At 61.3% G+C, this 16,479-nt stretch carries 12 protein-coding genes; 8 read left to right on the forward strand and 4 right to left on the reverse strand.

Annotation, left to right across the window (positions count from 1 at the left end; all coding sequences use genetic code 11):
- The first annotated feature begins 48 nt into the window (after positions 1-48).
- From AC3IQ7_RS00170 to AC3IQ7_RS00180, 3 genes are all read left to right on the forward strand, one after another.
- Complete coding sequence (locus tag AC3IQ7_RS00170; protein WP_099379264.1) at positions 49-1,041, forward strand: porin; 993 nt, start codon at positions 49-51, stop codon at positions 1,039-1,041.
- A gap of 109 nt (positions 1,042-1,150) precedes the next feature.
- Positions 1,151-3,061 (forward strand): sensor histidine kinase, encoded by a 1,911-nt coding sequence (locus tag AC3IQ7_RS00175; RefSeq protein WP_489208041.1) that lies wholly within the window; start codon positions 1,151-1,153, stop codon positions 3,059-3,061.
- A complete protein-coding gene (locus AC3IQ7_RS00180) occupies positions 3,054-4,397 on the forward strand; it encodes a sigma-54-dependent transcriptional regulator (RefSeq protein ID WP_034781227.1) in 1,344 nt (447 codons plus the stop codon). The genes AC3IQ7_RS00175 and AC3IQ7_RS00180 overlap by 8 nt, the downstream gene beginning before the upstream one ends.
- On the opposite strand, the gene AC3IQ7_RS00185 is transcribed toward AC3IQ7_RS00180, so the two are convergent.
- On the reverse strand, positions 4,398-5,135 hold the full coding sequence (locus AC3IQ7_RS00185) for a metallophosphoesterase family protein (protein WP_489208042.1): 738 nt from the start codon (positions 5,133-5,135) through the stop codon (positions 4,398-4,400). It abuts the gene before it with no gap.
- Positions 5,136-5,360: 225 nt separating this feature from the next.
- Here AC3IQ7_RS00185 and AC3IQ7_RS00190 point away from each other — a divergent pair, with 225 nt between their 5' ends.
- Positions 5,361-6,209, forward strand: coding sequence for a hypothetical protein (locus tag AC3IQ7_RS00190; RefSeq protein WP_322428954.1), 849 nt, complete (start codon positions 5,361-5,363; stop codon positions 6,207-6,209).
- 6 nt (positions 6,210-6,215) lie between these two features.
- Here AC3IQ7_RS00190 and AC3IQ7_RS00195 read toward each other — a convergent pair whose 3' ends face one another.
- Positions 6,216-6,704 carry a GNAT family N-acetyltransferase gene (locus AC3IQ7_RS00195; protein WP_489208043.1) on the reverse strand — a complete coding sequence of 163 codons (489 nt, stop codon included), beginning with the start codon at positions 6,702-6,704 and terminating at the stop codon, positions 6,216-6,218.
- A 278-nt stretch (positions 6,705-6,982) separates the two neighbouring features.
- On the opposite strand from AC3IQ7_RS00195, the gene AC3IQ7_RS00200 reads away from it, so the two are divergent.
- The 3 genes from AC3IQ7_RS00200 (at position 6,983) to AC3IQ7_RS00210 (ending at position 12,041) form a co-directional block, all read left to right on the forward strand.
- Entirely contained in the window at positions 6,983-7,900 is a 918-nt protein-coding gene (locus AC3IQ7_RS00200; protein WP_322428952.1) for an ABC transporter ATP-binding protein, read from the forward strand.
- Between the two features lie 10 nt (positions 7,901-7,910).
- Positions 7,911-11,492, forward strand: coding sequence for an ABC transporter permease/M1 family aminopeptidase (locus AC3IQ7_RS00205; protein WP_489208044.1), 3,582 nt, complete (start codon positions 7,911-7,913; stop codon positions 11,490-11,492).
- A 132-nt stretch (positions 11,493-11,624) separates the two neighbouring features.
- Positions 11,625-12,041, forward strand: coding sequence for a hypothetical protein (locus AC3IQ7_RS00210; protein ID WP_489208045.1), 417 nt, complete (start codon positions 11,625-11,627; stop codon positions 12,039-12,041).
- A 13-nt stretch (positions 12,042-12,054) separates the two neighbouring features.
- On the opposite strand, the gene AC3IQ7_RS00215 is transcribed toward AC3IQ7_RS00210, so the two are convergent.
- Together AC3IQ7_RS00215 and ssb are read right to left on the reverse strand one after the other, a co-directional pair.
- Complete coding sequence (locus tag AC3IQ7_RS00215) at positions 12,055-12,531, reverse strand: DUF1203 domain-containing protein (protein WP_099379299.1); 477 nt, start codon at positions 12,529-12,531, stop codon at positions 12,055-12,057.
- Positions 12,532-12,723: 192 nt separating this feature from the next.
- Entirely contained in the window at positions 12,724-13,233 is a 510-nt protein-coding gene (gene ssb, locus AC3IQ7_RS00220; RefSeq protein ID WP_034781209.1) for a single-stranded DNA-binding protein, read from the reverse strand.
- A gap of 381 nt (positions 13,234-13,614) precedes the next feature.
- Between ssb and uvrA the strand changes: the two genes are divergently transcribed.
- Positions 13,615-16,464 carry an excinuclease ABC subunit UvrA gene (gene uvrA / locus AC3IQ7_RS00225; RefSeq protein WP_099379256.1) on the forward strand — a complete coding sequence of 950 codons (2,850 nt, stop codon included), beginning with the start codon at positions 13,615-13,617 and terminating at the stop codon, positions 16,462-16,464.
- Positions 16,465-16,479: the final 15 nt, after the last annotated feature.

A 16,479-nucleotide genomic window follows, 5' to 3' on the forward strand; every position in this document is an offset into this window, starting at 1 on the left:
GTCAGGTAGTGCGATCAGTAGTCATTCCAACTTATTAGAGAGATTTTCATGAAAAAAGTCCTGTTTACCCTGCTGACCCTCGGCGCAGCCTCCACCGGCGCCATGGCCCAATCGAGCGTGACGATCTATGGCGTGGCTGACGCCGGCCTGGTATTCGACAAGGATGCGGCTGGAGACCGCCTGAACCGCGTCGCTTCCGGCGTCGCTTCCGGCTCGCGCATCGGCTTCAAGGGCAAGGAAGACCTGGGCGGCGGCCTGGCCGCTACCTTCGTGCTGGAAAGCGGCTTCAATATCGACACTGGCACCTCGGGCCAGGGCGGCCTGCTGTTCGGCCGCCAGGCATATGTCGGCCTGACCGGCAGCGCCGGCGCCGTCACCCTGGGCCGCCAATATTCTCCGTATTACCTGGCCCTGCGCGACGTGGCCGATCCATTCGTCATCGGCCTGGCCGGCACGGCATCGAACCTGATGGTGACGAATATCCGCGTCGATAACATGGTGCAATACACCACGCCGACCTGGAGCAAGCTGTCGGCCGACCTGGCGTATGGCTTTGGCGAAGTGGCCGGCGACAATGCGAAAAACCGCAGCATGGGCGGCGCCGTGCACTACATCGACGGTCCGCTGAACGTGACCCTGACGCACCACCGCAAGGAAAATGCGCTGGCGACCCAGCAAACGCGCAACACCCTGCTGGCCACGCGCTACGACTTTGGCGTAGTGCAAGGCAACTTCGGCTACGCCGACAACCGCGCCCTCGACGACAGCAAGAGCAACGACATCCTGCTCGGCTTCAGCGCACCGTTCGGCGCCACCAAGCTGGTCGCATCGTACATCCGCCACAACGACAAGAGCAACGCCAACCGTGACGCCCAGCAGTGGGCCATCGGCGCGTTCTACGCCCTGTCCAAGCGCAGCGACCTGTACACCGGTTACGGCCACATCAGCAACAAGAACGGCGCCACCTTCGTAGTCGGCAATGCCACGGACAATGGCACCGGCAACAGCGGTTTCAATTTAGGTATGCGTCATACGTTCTAATCGCGGCTAGTTACAGCGCAGGCCGCCGGATGCACATCCGGCGGCTTTTTTATTTCCGCGATTACTTAAATGCGATACTGTGGGTTCTTGCAAGTTGGCAGCTGATTTTATGAATAGCAGTACTACGAAACCCTCCCTTTCCTGGCGCCAGCGCCTGTCGCAACGGTCGGGCCGCGAAACGCTGGCCTGGGGCGTCGTGCTGGCCGCCTGCCTGGCCACCGTCTGGCTCGTGTATTTCTGGACCGAACGCATCGCCATCGGCAAGCTGCAGGCCAGCGGCGCACAGCGCCTCGAGGTGTATGTCAGCAGCCTGGAAAATGCGCTGGAAAAATACGACTTCCTGCCCAAGACCCTGGAGCTGAACCGCGACGTGATCCGCTTGCTGCAGCACCCGGAAGACCCGGTGCTGGTCGATACGGTCAACCATTACCTCGAGCAGATGAATGCCCAGGCGAAATCCTCGACCATTTTCATCAGCAACCTCGACGGCAACACGCGCGCCGCCAGCAACTGGCAGCAGCCCGACAGCTTTATTGGCGACAATATCTCGTTCCGCCCCTACGCCCAGGATGCGCTGCGCGGCACGCCGGGCCGCTTCTATGGCGTGGGCACAACGCGGCTGGAACCCGGCTACTTCTTTGCCCACGGCATCTACCAGAATGGCCACATGCTGGGCCTGGCAACGGTGAAGGTGAACCTGGAAACCCTGGAAAAACGCTGGGTGCAGGGCGCCGACAAGGTCATGCTGGCCGACGAGCACGGCGTGATTTTTCTCAGTTCCATGGCGGACTGGAAATACAAGACCCTGGCGCCGCTGTCCCCCGCGATCGTCGAAGAACTCAATCGCACGCGCCAGTATTATTCGAAGCAGCTGGAAGCCATCCCCTTCATTTCCGACCGCCAATTGGGCAATGGCGCCCGCGTGATCAGCGTGCGCGAGCAGGAACACGCCGACACGCCACCGAAGATCAGCTCGAGCGTCATGACGCAGATCAAGCTCAAGTCGCCGCAAGGCTGGACTTTCATTTATTTGTCGGATCTGGCGCAGGCCAAGGCCAGCGCGCGCGCGGCGGCCGCCTTCTCTTGCGTGCTGCTGGGCTTTTTCATGCTGCTGTTCTTTTACCTGCGCCAGCGCCGCGCGGCCGTGGCGCAAAAATTGCGCGCCCGCGAAGATCTGCAACATGCTTACGACAACCTGGAAGCCATGGTCGAGGAACGCACCTCGGAACTCAATGCCATGACGCAAAGCCTGAGCCAGGAAATCGAGGTGCGCAGCAAGGCCGAGCAAAAACTCCACATCACGCAAAACGAACTGTTTCAAGCCGGCAAGATGGCCGTGCTGGGGCAAATGTCGGCCAGCATCACGCATGAACTCAACCAGCCACTGACGGCGCTGCGCACCATGTCCGACAATGCCGTCATCCTGCTGGAGCGCGGACGGCTCGACGACGCGCGGCGCAACCTGGCGAAGATATCGCAAATTGCGGCCAGGATGGGGACCATTACAGGTCAATTGAAGATTTTTGCGCGCAAGTCGACGACCAGCCTGACCTCCGTCTCGATCCCCACGGCGATCAGCAATGCCCTGTTCCTCGTCGAACGCCGGCTGCAGGTGGAAAATGTGCGTTTTACTTTGCAACTGCCACCGGAAGACATCTTCGCCATGTGCGAAAGCAACCGCCTGGAACAGGTTCTGGTGAACCTGTACGCCAACGCGCTCGATGCCATGAACGGCAGCGACGTGCGCAGCCTGCGCGTGGCCGTCGAATGCACGCCCGAGCACGTGCTGATCCACGTGGCCGATACGGGACCGGGCCTGTCGACGGAAGTGTGCGAACACCTGTTCGAACCGTTCTTCACGACAAAACCGCAAGGCCTGGGACTGGGCCTGGGACTGGCCATTTCCGAACAGATCACGCGCCAGTTCGGCGGCGTGTTGCGCGCCGAAAACGCCCCTGGCGGCGGCGCCATCTTCACCATCGAACTACAGATTGCAACGCAGGAGGAAAAACATGTTTGACGGCTTGAAGGTCTTGCTGGTCGAGGACGACCCCACCGTACGCGAAGGCAGCGAGCAGGCACTGCAACTGGCCGGCCTGGACGTGCTGGCGTTTCACTCGGCCGAACTGGCCTATAAACTGCTGACGCCCGATTTCCCCGGCATCGTGGTCAGCGACGTGCGCCTGCCCGGCATGAGCGGCCTGGAATTGCTGCAAGCGGTCAAGACGCTCGATGCCAACCTGCCCGTGATCCTCGTCACGGGCCACGGCGACATCACGATGGCCGTGCACGCCATGCGCACGGGCGCCTATGATTTCATCGAAAAGCCGTATTCCTCCGAGCAACTGGTCGACGTCATCCTGCGCGCGCTGGAAACGCGGCGCCTGACCCTGGAAGTGCACAGCCTGCGCCGGCAACTGGAAGACGGCGGCGGCATCGAATCCCGTCTATTAGGCAATTCGGTGGCGATGCGCGACATACGGCGTTTGATACTCGACGTTGCCGACGAACCGGCCGATGTACTGATCTATGGCGACACGGGCACCGGCAAGGAAATGGTGGCGCGTTGCCTGCATGACTTCAGCCACCGCCGCAAGCACAACTTCGTCGCAGTCAACTGCGGCGCGATTCCCGAAAGCATATTTGAAAGCGAAGTCTTCGGCCACGAACCGGGTGCGTTTACGGGTGCGGCCAAGCGGCAGGTGGGCAAGATCGAGCACGCGGATCAAGGCACTTTTTTCCTCGACGAAATCGAATCGCTGCCCCTGTCCTTGCAAGTCAAATTGCTGCGCGTGCTGCAGGAACGCTATATCGAACGCCTGGGCTCGAACGTGCCCACGCCCGTCGACGTGCGCGTCATCGCGGCGGCCAAGCTGGACCTGGAAGACTTGTCGCAGCAACAGAAATTCCGCAGCGACCTGTACTATCGCCTGAACCTGATCGTGCTGCATCTGCCGCCGCTGCGCGAACGGCGTGAGGATATTCCCATCCTGTTCGAACACTTCGTGCTGGCCGCCGCCGCCCGCTACAACCGCGCCGCGCCCGTGGTCTCCAGCGCGCAGATGCGCAACCTGATGGCCCATTCCTGGCCCGGCAATGTGCGCGAGTTGCGCAACATCGCCGACCGCTTCGTGCTGGGCATCGCCGGTGGCGCCTCGAGCCTGCTGGCAGCCGGACTGGCCAGCCCCCTGTCGCTGGCGGAGCAGGTCAACGGCTTCGAACGCGCCCTGATCGAACAGGAACTGCGCGCATATTCCGGCAACGTCAGCGAAGTGAGCACGGTGCTCGGCTTGCCGAAGCAGACCTTGTACCACAAGATGCAGAAGTACAATCTGGTGGCGGAAGAGTTCCGCTGATCAGCCGACCCGGCCCGCGCGCAAGGGCAAGGCCCAGTCGGGCCGCCCATTCGCCAGCGCCAGCCGGGCCGCTTTTTCCCAGTCATATTCCACGGCGTGCAGCTGCGCCGTCCAGGCGCCGTCCACTCCCTGTTCGGCGATGGCATAGCGCGCATGCGGCGTGCCGTTTTCCATCACGTGCGGGTACACATGGTCATCGTCGTAGGCCTGCAAACCCACGCTGCCCGGATTGACGATCAGCCGCCCATCAGGCAGGCGCACCTGCCGCGGCATGTGCGTGTGGCCGCACAGGATCAAGGCCGCGTCCGTCGTCCCGGCGCGTTCGGCTACCTCCTGCGGCGTGGCGGCGCGGCTGCCTTGCGGCGTGACGCTGTCGAGGAAATATACGAGGTCGCTGCTGGGCGTGCCGTGCACGAGCAGCACGTCATGCCGCAGGCGCAAGGTGGCGGGCAGCGCCGCGATCCAGTCTAGTTGCTCCGGCAACAGTTGCGCGCGTGCATAGGCGTCCGACACGCCCATGCGGGCCGGGTCGCCCAGCAGCTGGCGCTCGTGGTTGCCGCGGATGGTGGGTAAATCGAGCCCCATCAGGCGTGCCGCCGTGGCGCACGGCTGCAGATGGCCCGAAACGATATCGCCCAGGTTGACGGTCACGTCTACATTACGCCGGGCGATGTCGGCCAGCACGGCGTCCAGCGCATCCAGGTTGCCGTGGATATCGGAAATGGCGGCGATTCTCATGCGGTGTCTCCTCCTGTTGCACACCATTTTGCCCGCGTTCCCCATCGCAGGCAATGTCGGCATGTACCAGCCGTTACACGCGGTAGGACAAATCCGACGGTAATTTGCGCCGTGCGGCTACGTGATCTAAATGTAACAGTTGCTACCATTTCCTCATTGCACTGTTGCCCAGCGTGGGCCGCCCAAGCGTCGCGACAGTTTTCACTTTATCTTGAGGAGTTGCCCATGTCTGCCATGTCCGTGTCCACCCGCCTGTCCCCACCACGCCCGCACCACCTCGCCATGCGCGGCGCCATGATGCTGGGTGTGCTGGGCATTGCCGCGGCGAGCGCCACGGCGCGGGCCGAGCCGTCGCCGGCACTGGACCGTGTCAGTCTGTCGGTGGGGGCGTTTTCCGCCGATCCGCGCATCAATATCGGCGCCGACACGCAGTTTGGCCGCATCGACGCGCCCGAATCGAATCCCAAGCATACGACCATTCCGCGCATCAAGGCCGAATTGCTGATCGGAGACCGCCACGGCCTGGCATTCGACTACTACCGCTATGACAAATCCTACACCCCCACGCTCAGCGGCCAGACCACCATCAATGGCCAGCCCGTGACAGGCACGGCCAGCGCAGATGCCGATCTGAAACTGGACCTGGCCAAGATGTCGTACCGATGGTGGCTGGGCAGCGGCAACGACACTTTCGGCATCGGCCTGGGCGCGGCCTATTACAATGCAAACCTGAACGGCACGGCCACCGGCATCGTCAATGGCGAAACGGCCACGGCGCGCGATTCCATCGGCGAGCACGCGTTCGCGCCGCTGCTGGAAGTGGGCTGGCGCCACGCGTTTACACCGGACTTGCGCATGTATGCGGAAGCATCGGGCATCAAAAAAAATGGCGGGCGCATCAACGGCCACATCTACGGCGGCAATATCGGCGTGGAATGGTTTCCGTTCAAAAATATCGGTTTCGTGGCCGATTACGGCATCTCGAAAATCAAGCTGCACCGCGATAGCGAACGCGATGCGGACTTGAACGTGCGCCTGACAGGACCGTCGGCGTATGTGAAAGTGCGCTTCTAAACGCGCTCAGGCCGCCGGTTTCAGCAAGGTCAGCTGGAACTGCGGCAAGGCCGGATCGTCGTATGGCTCGACCCTGGCAAACGGCAGGCGTGCAAACGCGTGGCGCCAGAACGCGCAGGCAGCGGCATCGTCGCGAAACGTCGCCACCAGCCACGTCTGCGCGCTGTCCAGCAGCACCCTGCGCACCACTTCCAGCGCCACGCCCCGGCACCGGTATTTCTTCAGGATAAAAAAGTCGCTGAACTCCTGCACGGCCAATTCACCCGCCATGCCAGGCTCCGTGAGGAAAAAGCCAGCCAGTTCGCCATCGACCTCGATCCAGCTGGCCGTATGCCCGGGCGTATGCACATACTCGGCCAGCCCCGCGTCGCACACGTCGTAGCGGCCATCGGCCAGCACACTTTCTCCGCTCCAGGCGGAATTGTCATAACAGTACAGCTGGAACAGCTGCGCCAATGCCCCCTCTTCGCCCGGGGCAACGGCGCGCAATGTCATGTTTCCTGGCGTTGCAGACATATCCCCATCCTTTTCGCATCATGGCGTCACTGAAACTGGCGAGTGTAGCATTGCGTCACTCATCCCCGCCCTCCTGCATTTCATGCCTGCATTTCCTCACTTGGTCACAAAACCATTTTTTCATGCCAGTTGCTTATATATTATTACTCTTAAGTAACATCCGCCATCGCGGTTGATAAAAACAAGGGTGATCCCCTTCCACAGGCCGGCAGGCACGCATCTGCCGGCGTTTAGACCCACGTCCTGGAGAGTGCTGCATGCTAAAGATCAAACAGCTGAACAAAACCTATGCCAATGGCGTCAAGGCCATCAACAATGTCAGCCTGGACATTCCGAACGGAATGTTCGGCTTGCTGGGGCCGAATGGCGCGGGCAAGTCTTCGCTGATGCGCACCATTGCGACATTGCAAGACCCCGATAGCGGCAGCATCCATTTCGATGGCGTCGATGTGCTGCAGGACAAGGCCGGCTTGCGCCGCCAGCTCGGCTATCTGCCGCAGGATTTTGGCGTGTATCCGAAGGTCAGCGCGGAAACCCTGCTCAACCACTTTGCCGTGCTCAAAGGCTTGACGGAGAAGGGCCCGCGCAAGGAAGCCGTGGAAGCGTTGTTGCAGCAAACCAATCTGTGGGAAGCGCGCAAGCGCAACCTGGGCACGTATTCGGGCGGCATGCGCCAGCGCTTCGGCATCGCCCAGGCGCTGCTGGGTGCGCCGCGCCTGGTGATCGTCGATGAGCCCACCGCCGGTCTGGACCCTGACGAGCGCAATCGTTTCCTGAATCTGCTGGCCAAGATCGGCGAGCAGGTGGTGGTGATCCTGTCGACCCACATCGTCGACGACGTGACGGACCTGTGCCCGCGCATGGCCATGATCGTCAAGGGGCAGGTGCTGGTGCAGGGCGAGCCGCAGGCGGCCATCGATACGCTGCTCGGCAAGGTGTGGCGCCGCAGCGTCGGCATGGACGAGCTGGCGCAGTACCAGCAGTCGCACAATGTGCTGTCGACGCGCCTGGTAGGCGGCAAGCCGCAGATCAATGTGTATGCCGACAGCCAGCCCGACAGCGGCTTCGTGCAGATCGCCCCTGACCTGGAAGACGTGTACTTCCTGCACGTGCGCAACGCTGCCCGCAACGGCGCCGCCGTTTCCGCTGCGGCACCGTCCGCCGTCGCGGCGTAAGGAGCGCGCCATGTGGAAGGAATTTTTCAAGTTTGACCTCGGCTACCAGCTGAAACAGCCGCTGCTGTGGGTATTTGCCGTCATCCTGGCCTTGCTGGCCTTTGGCGCCAGCAGCAGCGATTCGATCCAGATCGGCGGCGCCATCGGCAACATCAACCGCAATGCGCCCACCGTGGTGGCGCAGTTGCTGACGATGTTCAGCCTGCTGTCGATGTTGCTCATCACCATCTTCATCGCCGGCGCCGTGCTGCGCGACAGCGAAGTGGGCATGGCCGACATGCTGTTCGCCACGCCCATGCGCAAGTGGGATTACCTGTTCGGCCGCTTCGCCGCCGGCTTTGTCGCCTGCCTGGCCATCTTCGTCTGCATCGCCTTCGGCATCATGCTCGGCCCCCTCATGCCCTGGGTCGATCCGCAGCGCGTGGGCGCGTTCTCGCTGCAGGCATATGCATGGAGCTTTGCCGTGATGGTGATTCCCAACCTGCTCTTCATCGGCGCCCTGCTGATGCTGCTGGCGGCCACCACGCGCTCGATGATGCTGGTCTACGTGGGCGTGCTGGGCTTTTTCGTGCTGTGGGGCACGGCTGGCGCCTTTACGCGCGACATCAACAACGAATGGATCGCCGTCCTGCTCGACCCGTTCGGCATGCGCGCCCTGGGCCGCATGACGCGCTACTTCACGTCCGCCGAAGCGAACGCGGGGCTGCCGCCGTTTGCCGGCTTCCTGCTGGCCAACCGCTTGCTGTGGCTGGGTATCACGGCGCTGCTGTTCACCGCTACCGTGATCCTGTTCAAGCCGCAACGCACGGGGACGGGCAAGCGCTTGTTCGGCAAGCACAAGGCGGAAACGCTCGCCCCCGCCGTCACGGCGCCGCGGGACTTGCCGCGCAGCATCCCCACCTTGACGGCCGCGACGGCCTGGCGCCAGTGGTGGCAAATCCTGCGCTTCGACGCCGCCGGCGTCTTCAAGAGCCTGCCCTTCCTCGTCATGCTGCTGTTCGGCATGATCAACCTGATCGCCGCCGCCAATGTCGGCAAGAACATGTATGGCACGGCCGTGTATCCGATGACGCATTTGCTGTTGCAGCAGATCAGCAACAGTTTCAGCTTCCTCCTGATCATCATCGTCACCTTCTATGCGGGCGAACTGATCTTCAAGGAACGGCAAGTGAGGATCGCCGACGTCAGCGACGCCATGCCCGTACCCGATTGGGTGCCACTGCTGGCCAAATGCACGGCCCTGGTCGGCGTCATCGCCGGCTACCTGCTGGCGGGCGTCCTCACGGCCATCGGCTTCCAGCTCGTCAAGGGCGGCGCGCCCGTGGAACTGGGGCTGTACCTGAAAGGCACCCTGCTGGGCGCCCTCTTCTTCGTGCTGATGAGCTTGTGCGCCCTCACCCTGCAAGTGCTGTCGAATAACAAGTTCATCGGCTACCTGCTGGTGATCCTGCTGATGGTGGCGCAAGCCGTGCTGGGCATGCTGCACTTCGAACACAATCTGTACGCCTTTGGCGGCACGCCGGCCATCCCGTATTCGGACATGAATGGCTACGGCCACTTCTTCACGGGCTGGGCCTGGTTTGCGCTGTACTGGAGCCTGTTCACCGTGGCGCTTGTCATGCTGGCGCAGGCATTCTGGGTACGCGGCCTGTCGACCGGCTGGCGGACACGCCTGGGCCTGGCTCGTCAGCGCCTGCAAGGCCGTACGGGCGCCGCGCTGGCCGTGGTGCTGCTGTGCTGGGCAGGCACGGGCGGCTGGATCTTCTACAACACAAACATGCTGAACAAATACGAGACGTCGGACATCGGCATGGACAGGCAGGCGCGCTACGAAAAACTGTACAAACAGTACCAGCACTTGCCGCAGATGAAGATCACGCAAGTCCAGGCCAATGTGGATATTTATCCTGAGCAACGTAAAGTCTTGATCAAGGGCCACTACGTGCTGCAAAACAAGACGGCGCAGCCGCTCGATACCCTGCGCATCCAGCTCAATCCAGACCTGGAAACGCACTGGTTGAACTTGCCCGAGCACAAGGTAGCGCTCGACGACAAGGCGCTCGGTTTCAGCATCCTCAAGCTGGCCCACCCCTTGGCGCCCGGCGCCACCCTGCCGCTCGACTTCACGGTGGCCGTCACGCATCAGGGCTTCACCAACAGCGGCGCAGCGGACCAGGTCAACCTGAACGGCAGCTTCTTCAACAACCAGGCGTATTTTCCGCACTTCGGCTATGCCAAGGAGATGGAATTGACGGACCGCAATGAGCGCCGCAAGCGGGGCCTGGGCGAACCGCAGCGCATGGCCAAGCTGGAAGACGCTACCGCGTATGGCGACACGGTGCTGGGCGGCGATGCCGACTGGATCCATTTCGACACGACGGTGTCCACCAGCGGCGAGCAGATCGCCCTGGCGCCCGGCTATCTGCAAGGCAGCTGGGAAAAGGATGGCCGCCGCTATTACCGCTACAAGATGGACCAGCCGATGCTGCCGTTCTTTGCCTACCTGTCGGCGCGCTGGGAAGTCAACAAAGGCGAATGGCACGGCGTGCCGATCGAAATTTATTTCGACAAGAAACACGGCTACAACACGGACCGCATGATCACTTCCGTGCAAAAGTCGCTCGACTATTACAGCACCGAGTTCACGCCTTACCAGCACAAGCAGGTGCGCATCCTCGAGTTCCCCGGCTACCAGAGCTTCGCCCAGTCGTTTGCGAATACGATTCCGTATTCGGAAGGCATCGGCTTCATCGCCGACCTGCGCGACAAGGAGGACATCGACTACGTGTTCTACGTCACGGCGCATGAAATGGCGCACCAGTGGTGGGGCCATCAGGTGATCGGCGCCAACGTGCAGGGCGCCACCATGCTGATGGAGTCCTTGGCGCAGTACTCGGCCCTGATGGTGATGGAAAAGGAATACGGCCGCGACAAGATGCGCCGCTTCCTGCGCTATGAACTGGACCGCTACCTGAGCGGGCGCGGCGGCGAAGCCATCGAGGAATTGCCGCTGGCGCGCGTAGAGGGACAGCAATACATCCACTACAACAAGGGCAGCCTGGTGTTTTACCGCCTGCGCGACGAAATCGGTGAAGCCGCCTTGAACCGTGCCCTGAAACGCTATCTGCAGGACAAGGGCTACCAGCAGGCGCCATTCACCACCGCGTCGGAATTGCTGGCCTACATCCGCGCCGAAGCGCCGCAGGACAAGCAGGCCCTGATCACGGACCTGTTCGAGAAAATCGTGTTCTACGATAATCGCGTCACGCAGGCAACGGCCGTCAAGCGCCCCGATGGCCAGTGGGACGTCACCATGCAACTGCACCTGGCCAAGCTGGAGTCCGACGGCAAGGGCAAGGAAAGCCCGCGCGCCTACGACGAACCGGTAGAGATCGCCATCTTCGCGCGCGCGCCGGGTGCCAAAGAAAAGGATGAAAAAGTCCTGTTCACGGACAAACGCGTGTTGTCGGGCAGTGACCCCGTGGTGACGATTACGGTGAAGGAAAAACCGTTTGAAGTGGGCGTCGATCCGTACAACAAGATGATCGACCGGGTCTCGCGCGATAACCGCAAGGAAGTCAGTACCCATTAAGGCTTGCATCAACGCGCTTGATGCAACGCAAACCGGCCGCGCCTTCGATGAGTGCGCGGCCGTTTTTTGTGCCTGGCGTAAGATGGAAAGCGCCAGCAACCGTGCTGGCATCAACGTCAAAGGGAAAAACGCATGCCGCATCGTCCACTGCCCATCCACACCTGCCTGCTGCTGGCGGCACTCGTCTTCGCCACGCCCGCCTGGAGCGCCGATCCCATCCACAAGGAAAGCGTGACATTGACGGCGAACCAGGCCACGCATACGGTCAAGGGCAAGATCAAAGGCTACGCCACGGCCGAATACACGCTCACGGGCAAAGCGGGCCAGAGCCTCGGCGTCAAGCTGAAAACCAATCAGCCGTCGAACTACTTCAACATCCGCCAGCCAGGCCAGGAGGAAGCCCTGTTCATCGGCTCGACCAGCGGCAACAGTTACCAGGCGAAACTGCCGGCCGATGGCGAGTACACGGTACAGGTCTACCTGATGCGCAACGCGGCGCGCAGGAATGCGGTGGCGGCATACACGCTCGATATCGGCTTGCGCGATTAGATAAGGGAGCAAATCAGGCGCGGTCAATGCGGTCGATGCGGCCCGCATAACAGCCCCGCTTGGCATTGTGAACGTGGATATAACTGACGTCCGCATTGCCAAATAGTCGTGCAATGACGGCTTCCATGGCGGTGCCGTCCACCACGTCGGCATCGAGCATCATGCCATCGGCAGCATAGGCACGCAGCGACAATAAACGCAACCGCATCGATTCCGGCACCTGATTGACGGCATCGTACGCTTGCGTGGCCCCCTCGCGCACAAAAATGGCGTGGCAAGCCCGGTAGGGCGTCATGGCGGGTTGGCACACATGATTCAATAACAGCACGGTCTCGCCCAGCTCGGCGTCCACCAGCGTAATACGGTCAGGAAATCCGGGATGTTGGTCGACCACATAGCGCCGTATGCCGAGCGCGGTCAACTCGGCATCGGATAAGGAAAAAAAAGGCAGAAAAGGCTCGGGCGACAAACCCGTAATACGAAAATCCATGCTGTTCTCCGGTGGCGTCAAAACCGCCATCAGACCAGCATCCGGACAGCGCCGCCATCCGCTTCTTGCTGTGGAATGTGACCATGCATTCCGCATCACCTTCTACTGCCCGCGCCCATAAAAAAGCCTGCTTCACGGGTGAAGCAGGCTTTTTATCGACAGTGCCTGACGGCAGGCGTCAGAACGGCGTATTTAGAACGGGATATCGTCGTCCATGTCCGAGAAGTTCGGTGCTGGCTTCGGTGCCGGGCGTGGTGCTGGCGCCGGGGCTGGACGCGGTGCTGGCGCCTGGCGCGGAGCCGGGGCTTCGTAGCCGCCGCCACCGCCATAGCTGTCATCGCCACCGCCGGCGTCGCCGCCCATGCCGGAACGGCCGCCCAGCATTTGCATCTGTTCAGCGATGATGTCGGTTGCGTACTTCTCGACGCCGTCCTTGTCAGTGTATTTACGGGTTTGCAGACGGCCCTCGACGTAGACGGACGAACCTTTTTTCAGGTATTGACCGACGATTTCCGCCAGGCGGCCAAAGAACGAGATACGGTGCCACTCTGTCAATTCTTTTTGTTCGCCCGTGTTGCGGTCCTTCGATTTGTACGAAGTGGCCACGGCGATGTTGGCGATCGCGTCGCCGCTAGGCATGTAGCGGATTTCCGGGTCACGGCCCAGATTGCCGACGATGATGACTTTGTTGACTGATGCCATGAATAACTCCTGATGAACTGCAGCGGGAGCCGGTGTCCCGCGCGGTAGTTTAGTGTACTAAACGAGGATTATAAGCGACCACGCGGCGCAAAGCACCCGCTTTCTGGCGGACGCCCTCTCCCGTGCGGCAGCACGTTTTTTTCACGGCAGGTGAAAACAAGAAACTTGAATACTGGTATTATATACAGTGTTTAAACGTCTGCACGCATCTGTATCAAACTTTGTCAGGGCACGTTCGCCTGGCGGCGCAATCCGCCCATGGACGCCTCAGGCATGCAGAGCAAAACCCGGCTATAGTTACAGGTTGACCCGTTGTGGCTCCTCATCTGCACCCAGGCACAATGCGCCGGCCGCACCACTCACTGAAAGCAAGGCAATCACATGGAACAGATCCGCATTCGCGGCGCTCGCACGCATAACCTCAAGAATATCAATCTCGATTTGCCGCGCAATAAGCTGATCGTGATTACCGGCTTGTCCGGCTCCGGCAAGTCTTCGCTGGCCTTCGACACCTTGTACGCGGAAGGCCAGCGCCGCTATGTCGAGTCGCTGTCGGCGTATGCGCGCCAGTTCCTGCAATTGATGGAAAAACCCGACGTCGACCTGATCGAGGGCTTATCTCCCGCCATCTCCATCGAACAGAAGGCAACTTCGCATAACCCGCGCTCGACGGTGGGTACCGTGACGGAAATCCACGATTATCTGCGCCTGCTGTACGCGCGCGTGGGTACGCCCTACTGCCCCGACCATCCTGAAAACGCGCTGGCCGCCCAGTCCGTATCACAAATGGTCGATGCTGTGCTGGCCATGCCGGAAGACACCAAGCTGATGATCCTGGCGCCCGTCGTCGCCAACCGCAAGGGCGAGCATGTCGACCTGTTCGAGCAGATGCAGGCGCAGGGCTTCGTGCGCTTTCGCGTGCAGAGCGGCACGCATGCCGCCAAGATTTATGAAGTGGATGACCTCCCGAAACTGAAGAAAACGGAAAAACACACGATCGACGTCGTCATCGACCGGGTCAAGGTGAACCAGGAGATCAAGCAACGGCTGGCGGAAAGTTTCGAGACAGCCCTGCGCCTGGCCGATGGCCGCGCCATCGCCTACGAAATGGATACGGCCCAGGAGCACGTGTACTCGAACAAGTTCGCCTGCAATGTGTGTGGCTATTCCCTGCAGGAACTGGAACCGCGTCTGTTCTCGTTCAACAACCCCATGGGCGCCTGCCCCGAATGCGACGGCCTGGGACATATCGAATTCTTTGACCCGAAACGCATCGTCGCGTTCCCGAACCTGTCGCTCGCTTCGGGCGCCGTCAAGGGCTGGGACCGCCGCAACCAGTTTTACTTCCAGATGCTGTCGAACCTGGCCGCATATTACGAGTTCGACCTGGACATGCCGTTCGAGCAGCTGGCACTGAATGCGCAGCAAGCCGTGTTGTACGGTTCCGGCAAGCAAGTGATTCCGTTCAGCTATGTGAACGAACGGGGCCGCACCGTCATCAAGGAACACACGTTCGAAGGCGTGGTCAACAATCTGCAGCGCCGCTACCGCGAGACGGATTCGATGGCCGTCAAGGAAGAACTGGCCAAGTTCATCAATGAAAAATGCTGCCCGTCATGCGATGGCGCGCGCCTGCGCGTGGAAGCGCGCTTCGTCAAGGTCGGCACCGGCAAGCAGCAGCGGGCCATCTATGAAGTGGCGGGAAAACCGCTGCGCGAGACCCTGGAATTTTTTGAAAAACTGAAACTGACGGGCGCCAAGAAAGAGATCGCTGACCGCGTGGTCAAGGAAATTATTTCGCGCCTGAAATTCCTCAACAATGTGGGCCTCGACTACCTGTCGCTGGACCGCAGCGCCGACACGCTCTCCGGCGGTGAAGCACAGCGCATCCGTTTGGCATCGCAGATCGGCTCCGGTTTGACGGGCGTCATGTATGTGCTCGATGAACCGTCGATCGGCTTGCATCAGCGCGATAATGACCGTCTGATCGAAACCTTGAAACACTTGCGCGACATCGGCAACAGCGTGCTGGTGGTCGAGCATGACGAAGACGCCATCCGCACGGCCGACTACATCGTCGACATGGGCATCGGCGCGGGCGTGCACGGCGGCGAAATCATCGCCGAAGGCACCTTGTCCGACATTCTCAAGAACAAGAAATCGCTGACGGCGCAATACCTGAACGGCAAGCTGAAGATCGCCGTACCAGCCAAGCGCCACGCCAGCAATCCGGAAAAGCAGCTGCTCATTACTGGCGCGACGGGCAACAACCTGAAAAAGGTGTCGCTGAGCTTGCCGGTGGGCTTGATGACGTGCGTGACGGGCGTGTCCGGTTCGGGCAAGTCGTCGCTGGTCAACGATACTTTATATCCGGCCCTGTCGCGCCATCTGTACGGTTCGCAGACGGAACCGGCGCCGCACGAGTCGATCAGCGGCCTGGAACACTTCGACAAGGTCATTTCCGTCGACCAGGCGCCGATCGGCCGCACGCCGCGCTCGAATCCCGCCACCTACACGGGCTTGTTTACGCCGATCCGCGACCTGTTCTCCACCGTGCCGACGGCCAAGGAACGCGGTTACAGCGCGGGCCGCTTCTCGTTCAACGTCAAGGGCGGACGCTGCGAAGCATGCCAGGGCGATGGCGTGATCAAGGTCGAGATGCATTTCTTGCCCGACGTCTACGTGCCATGCGACGTCTGCCACGGCAAGCGCTACAACCGCGAAACGCTGGAAGTACAATACAAGGGCAAGAACATCACGGAAGTGCTGGGCATGACGGTGGAAGAGGCGCATGAATTCTTCAAGCCCGTGCCCTTGATCGCGCGCAAGCTGCAAACCCTGCTCGACGTGGGCCTCGGCTACATCAAGCTGGGTCAGAGCGCCACCACCCTGTCCGGCGGCGAGGCGCAGCGCGTGAAATTGTCGCTGGAATTGTCCAAGCGCGACACGGGCCGCACCCTGTACATCCTCGACGAACCGACGACAGGCCTGCACTTCCACGACATCGATTTGTTGTTAAAGGTCATCCACCGCCTGCGCGACCAGGGCAACACCCTCGTCATCATCGAGCACAACCTGGACGTCATCAAGACGGCCGACTGGATCGTCGACCTGGGCCCCGAAGGCGGCGCTGGCGGCGGGCAGATCATCGCCACCGGTACGCCGGAAGACGTGGCGCTGAACCCGGCCAGCGTGACGGGCAAGTACCTGGGGCCGCTGCTGAAGCAATAAGCGGCGCTTCCCTGC

The sequence above is a fragment of the Janthinobacterium sp. GL_088 genome (assembly GCF_057837845.1).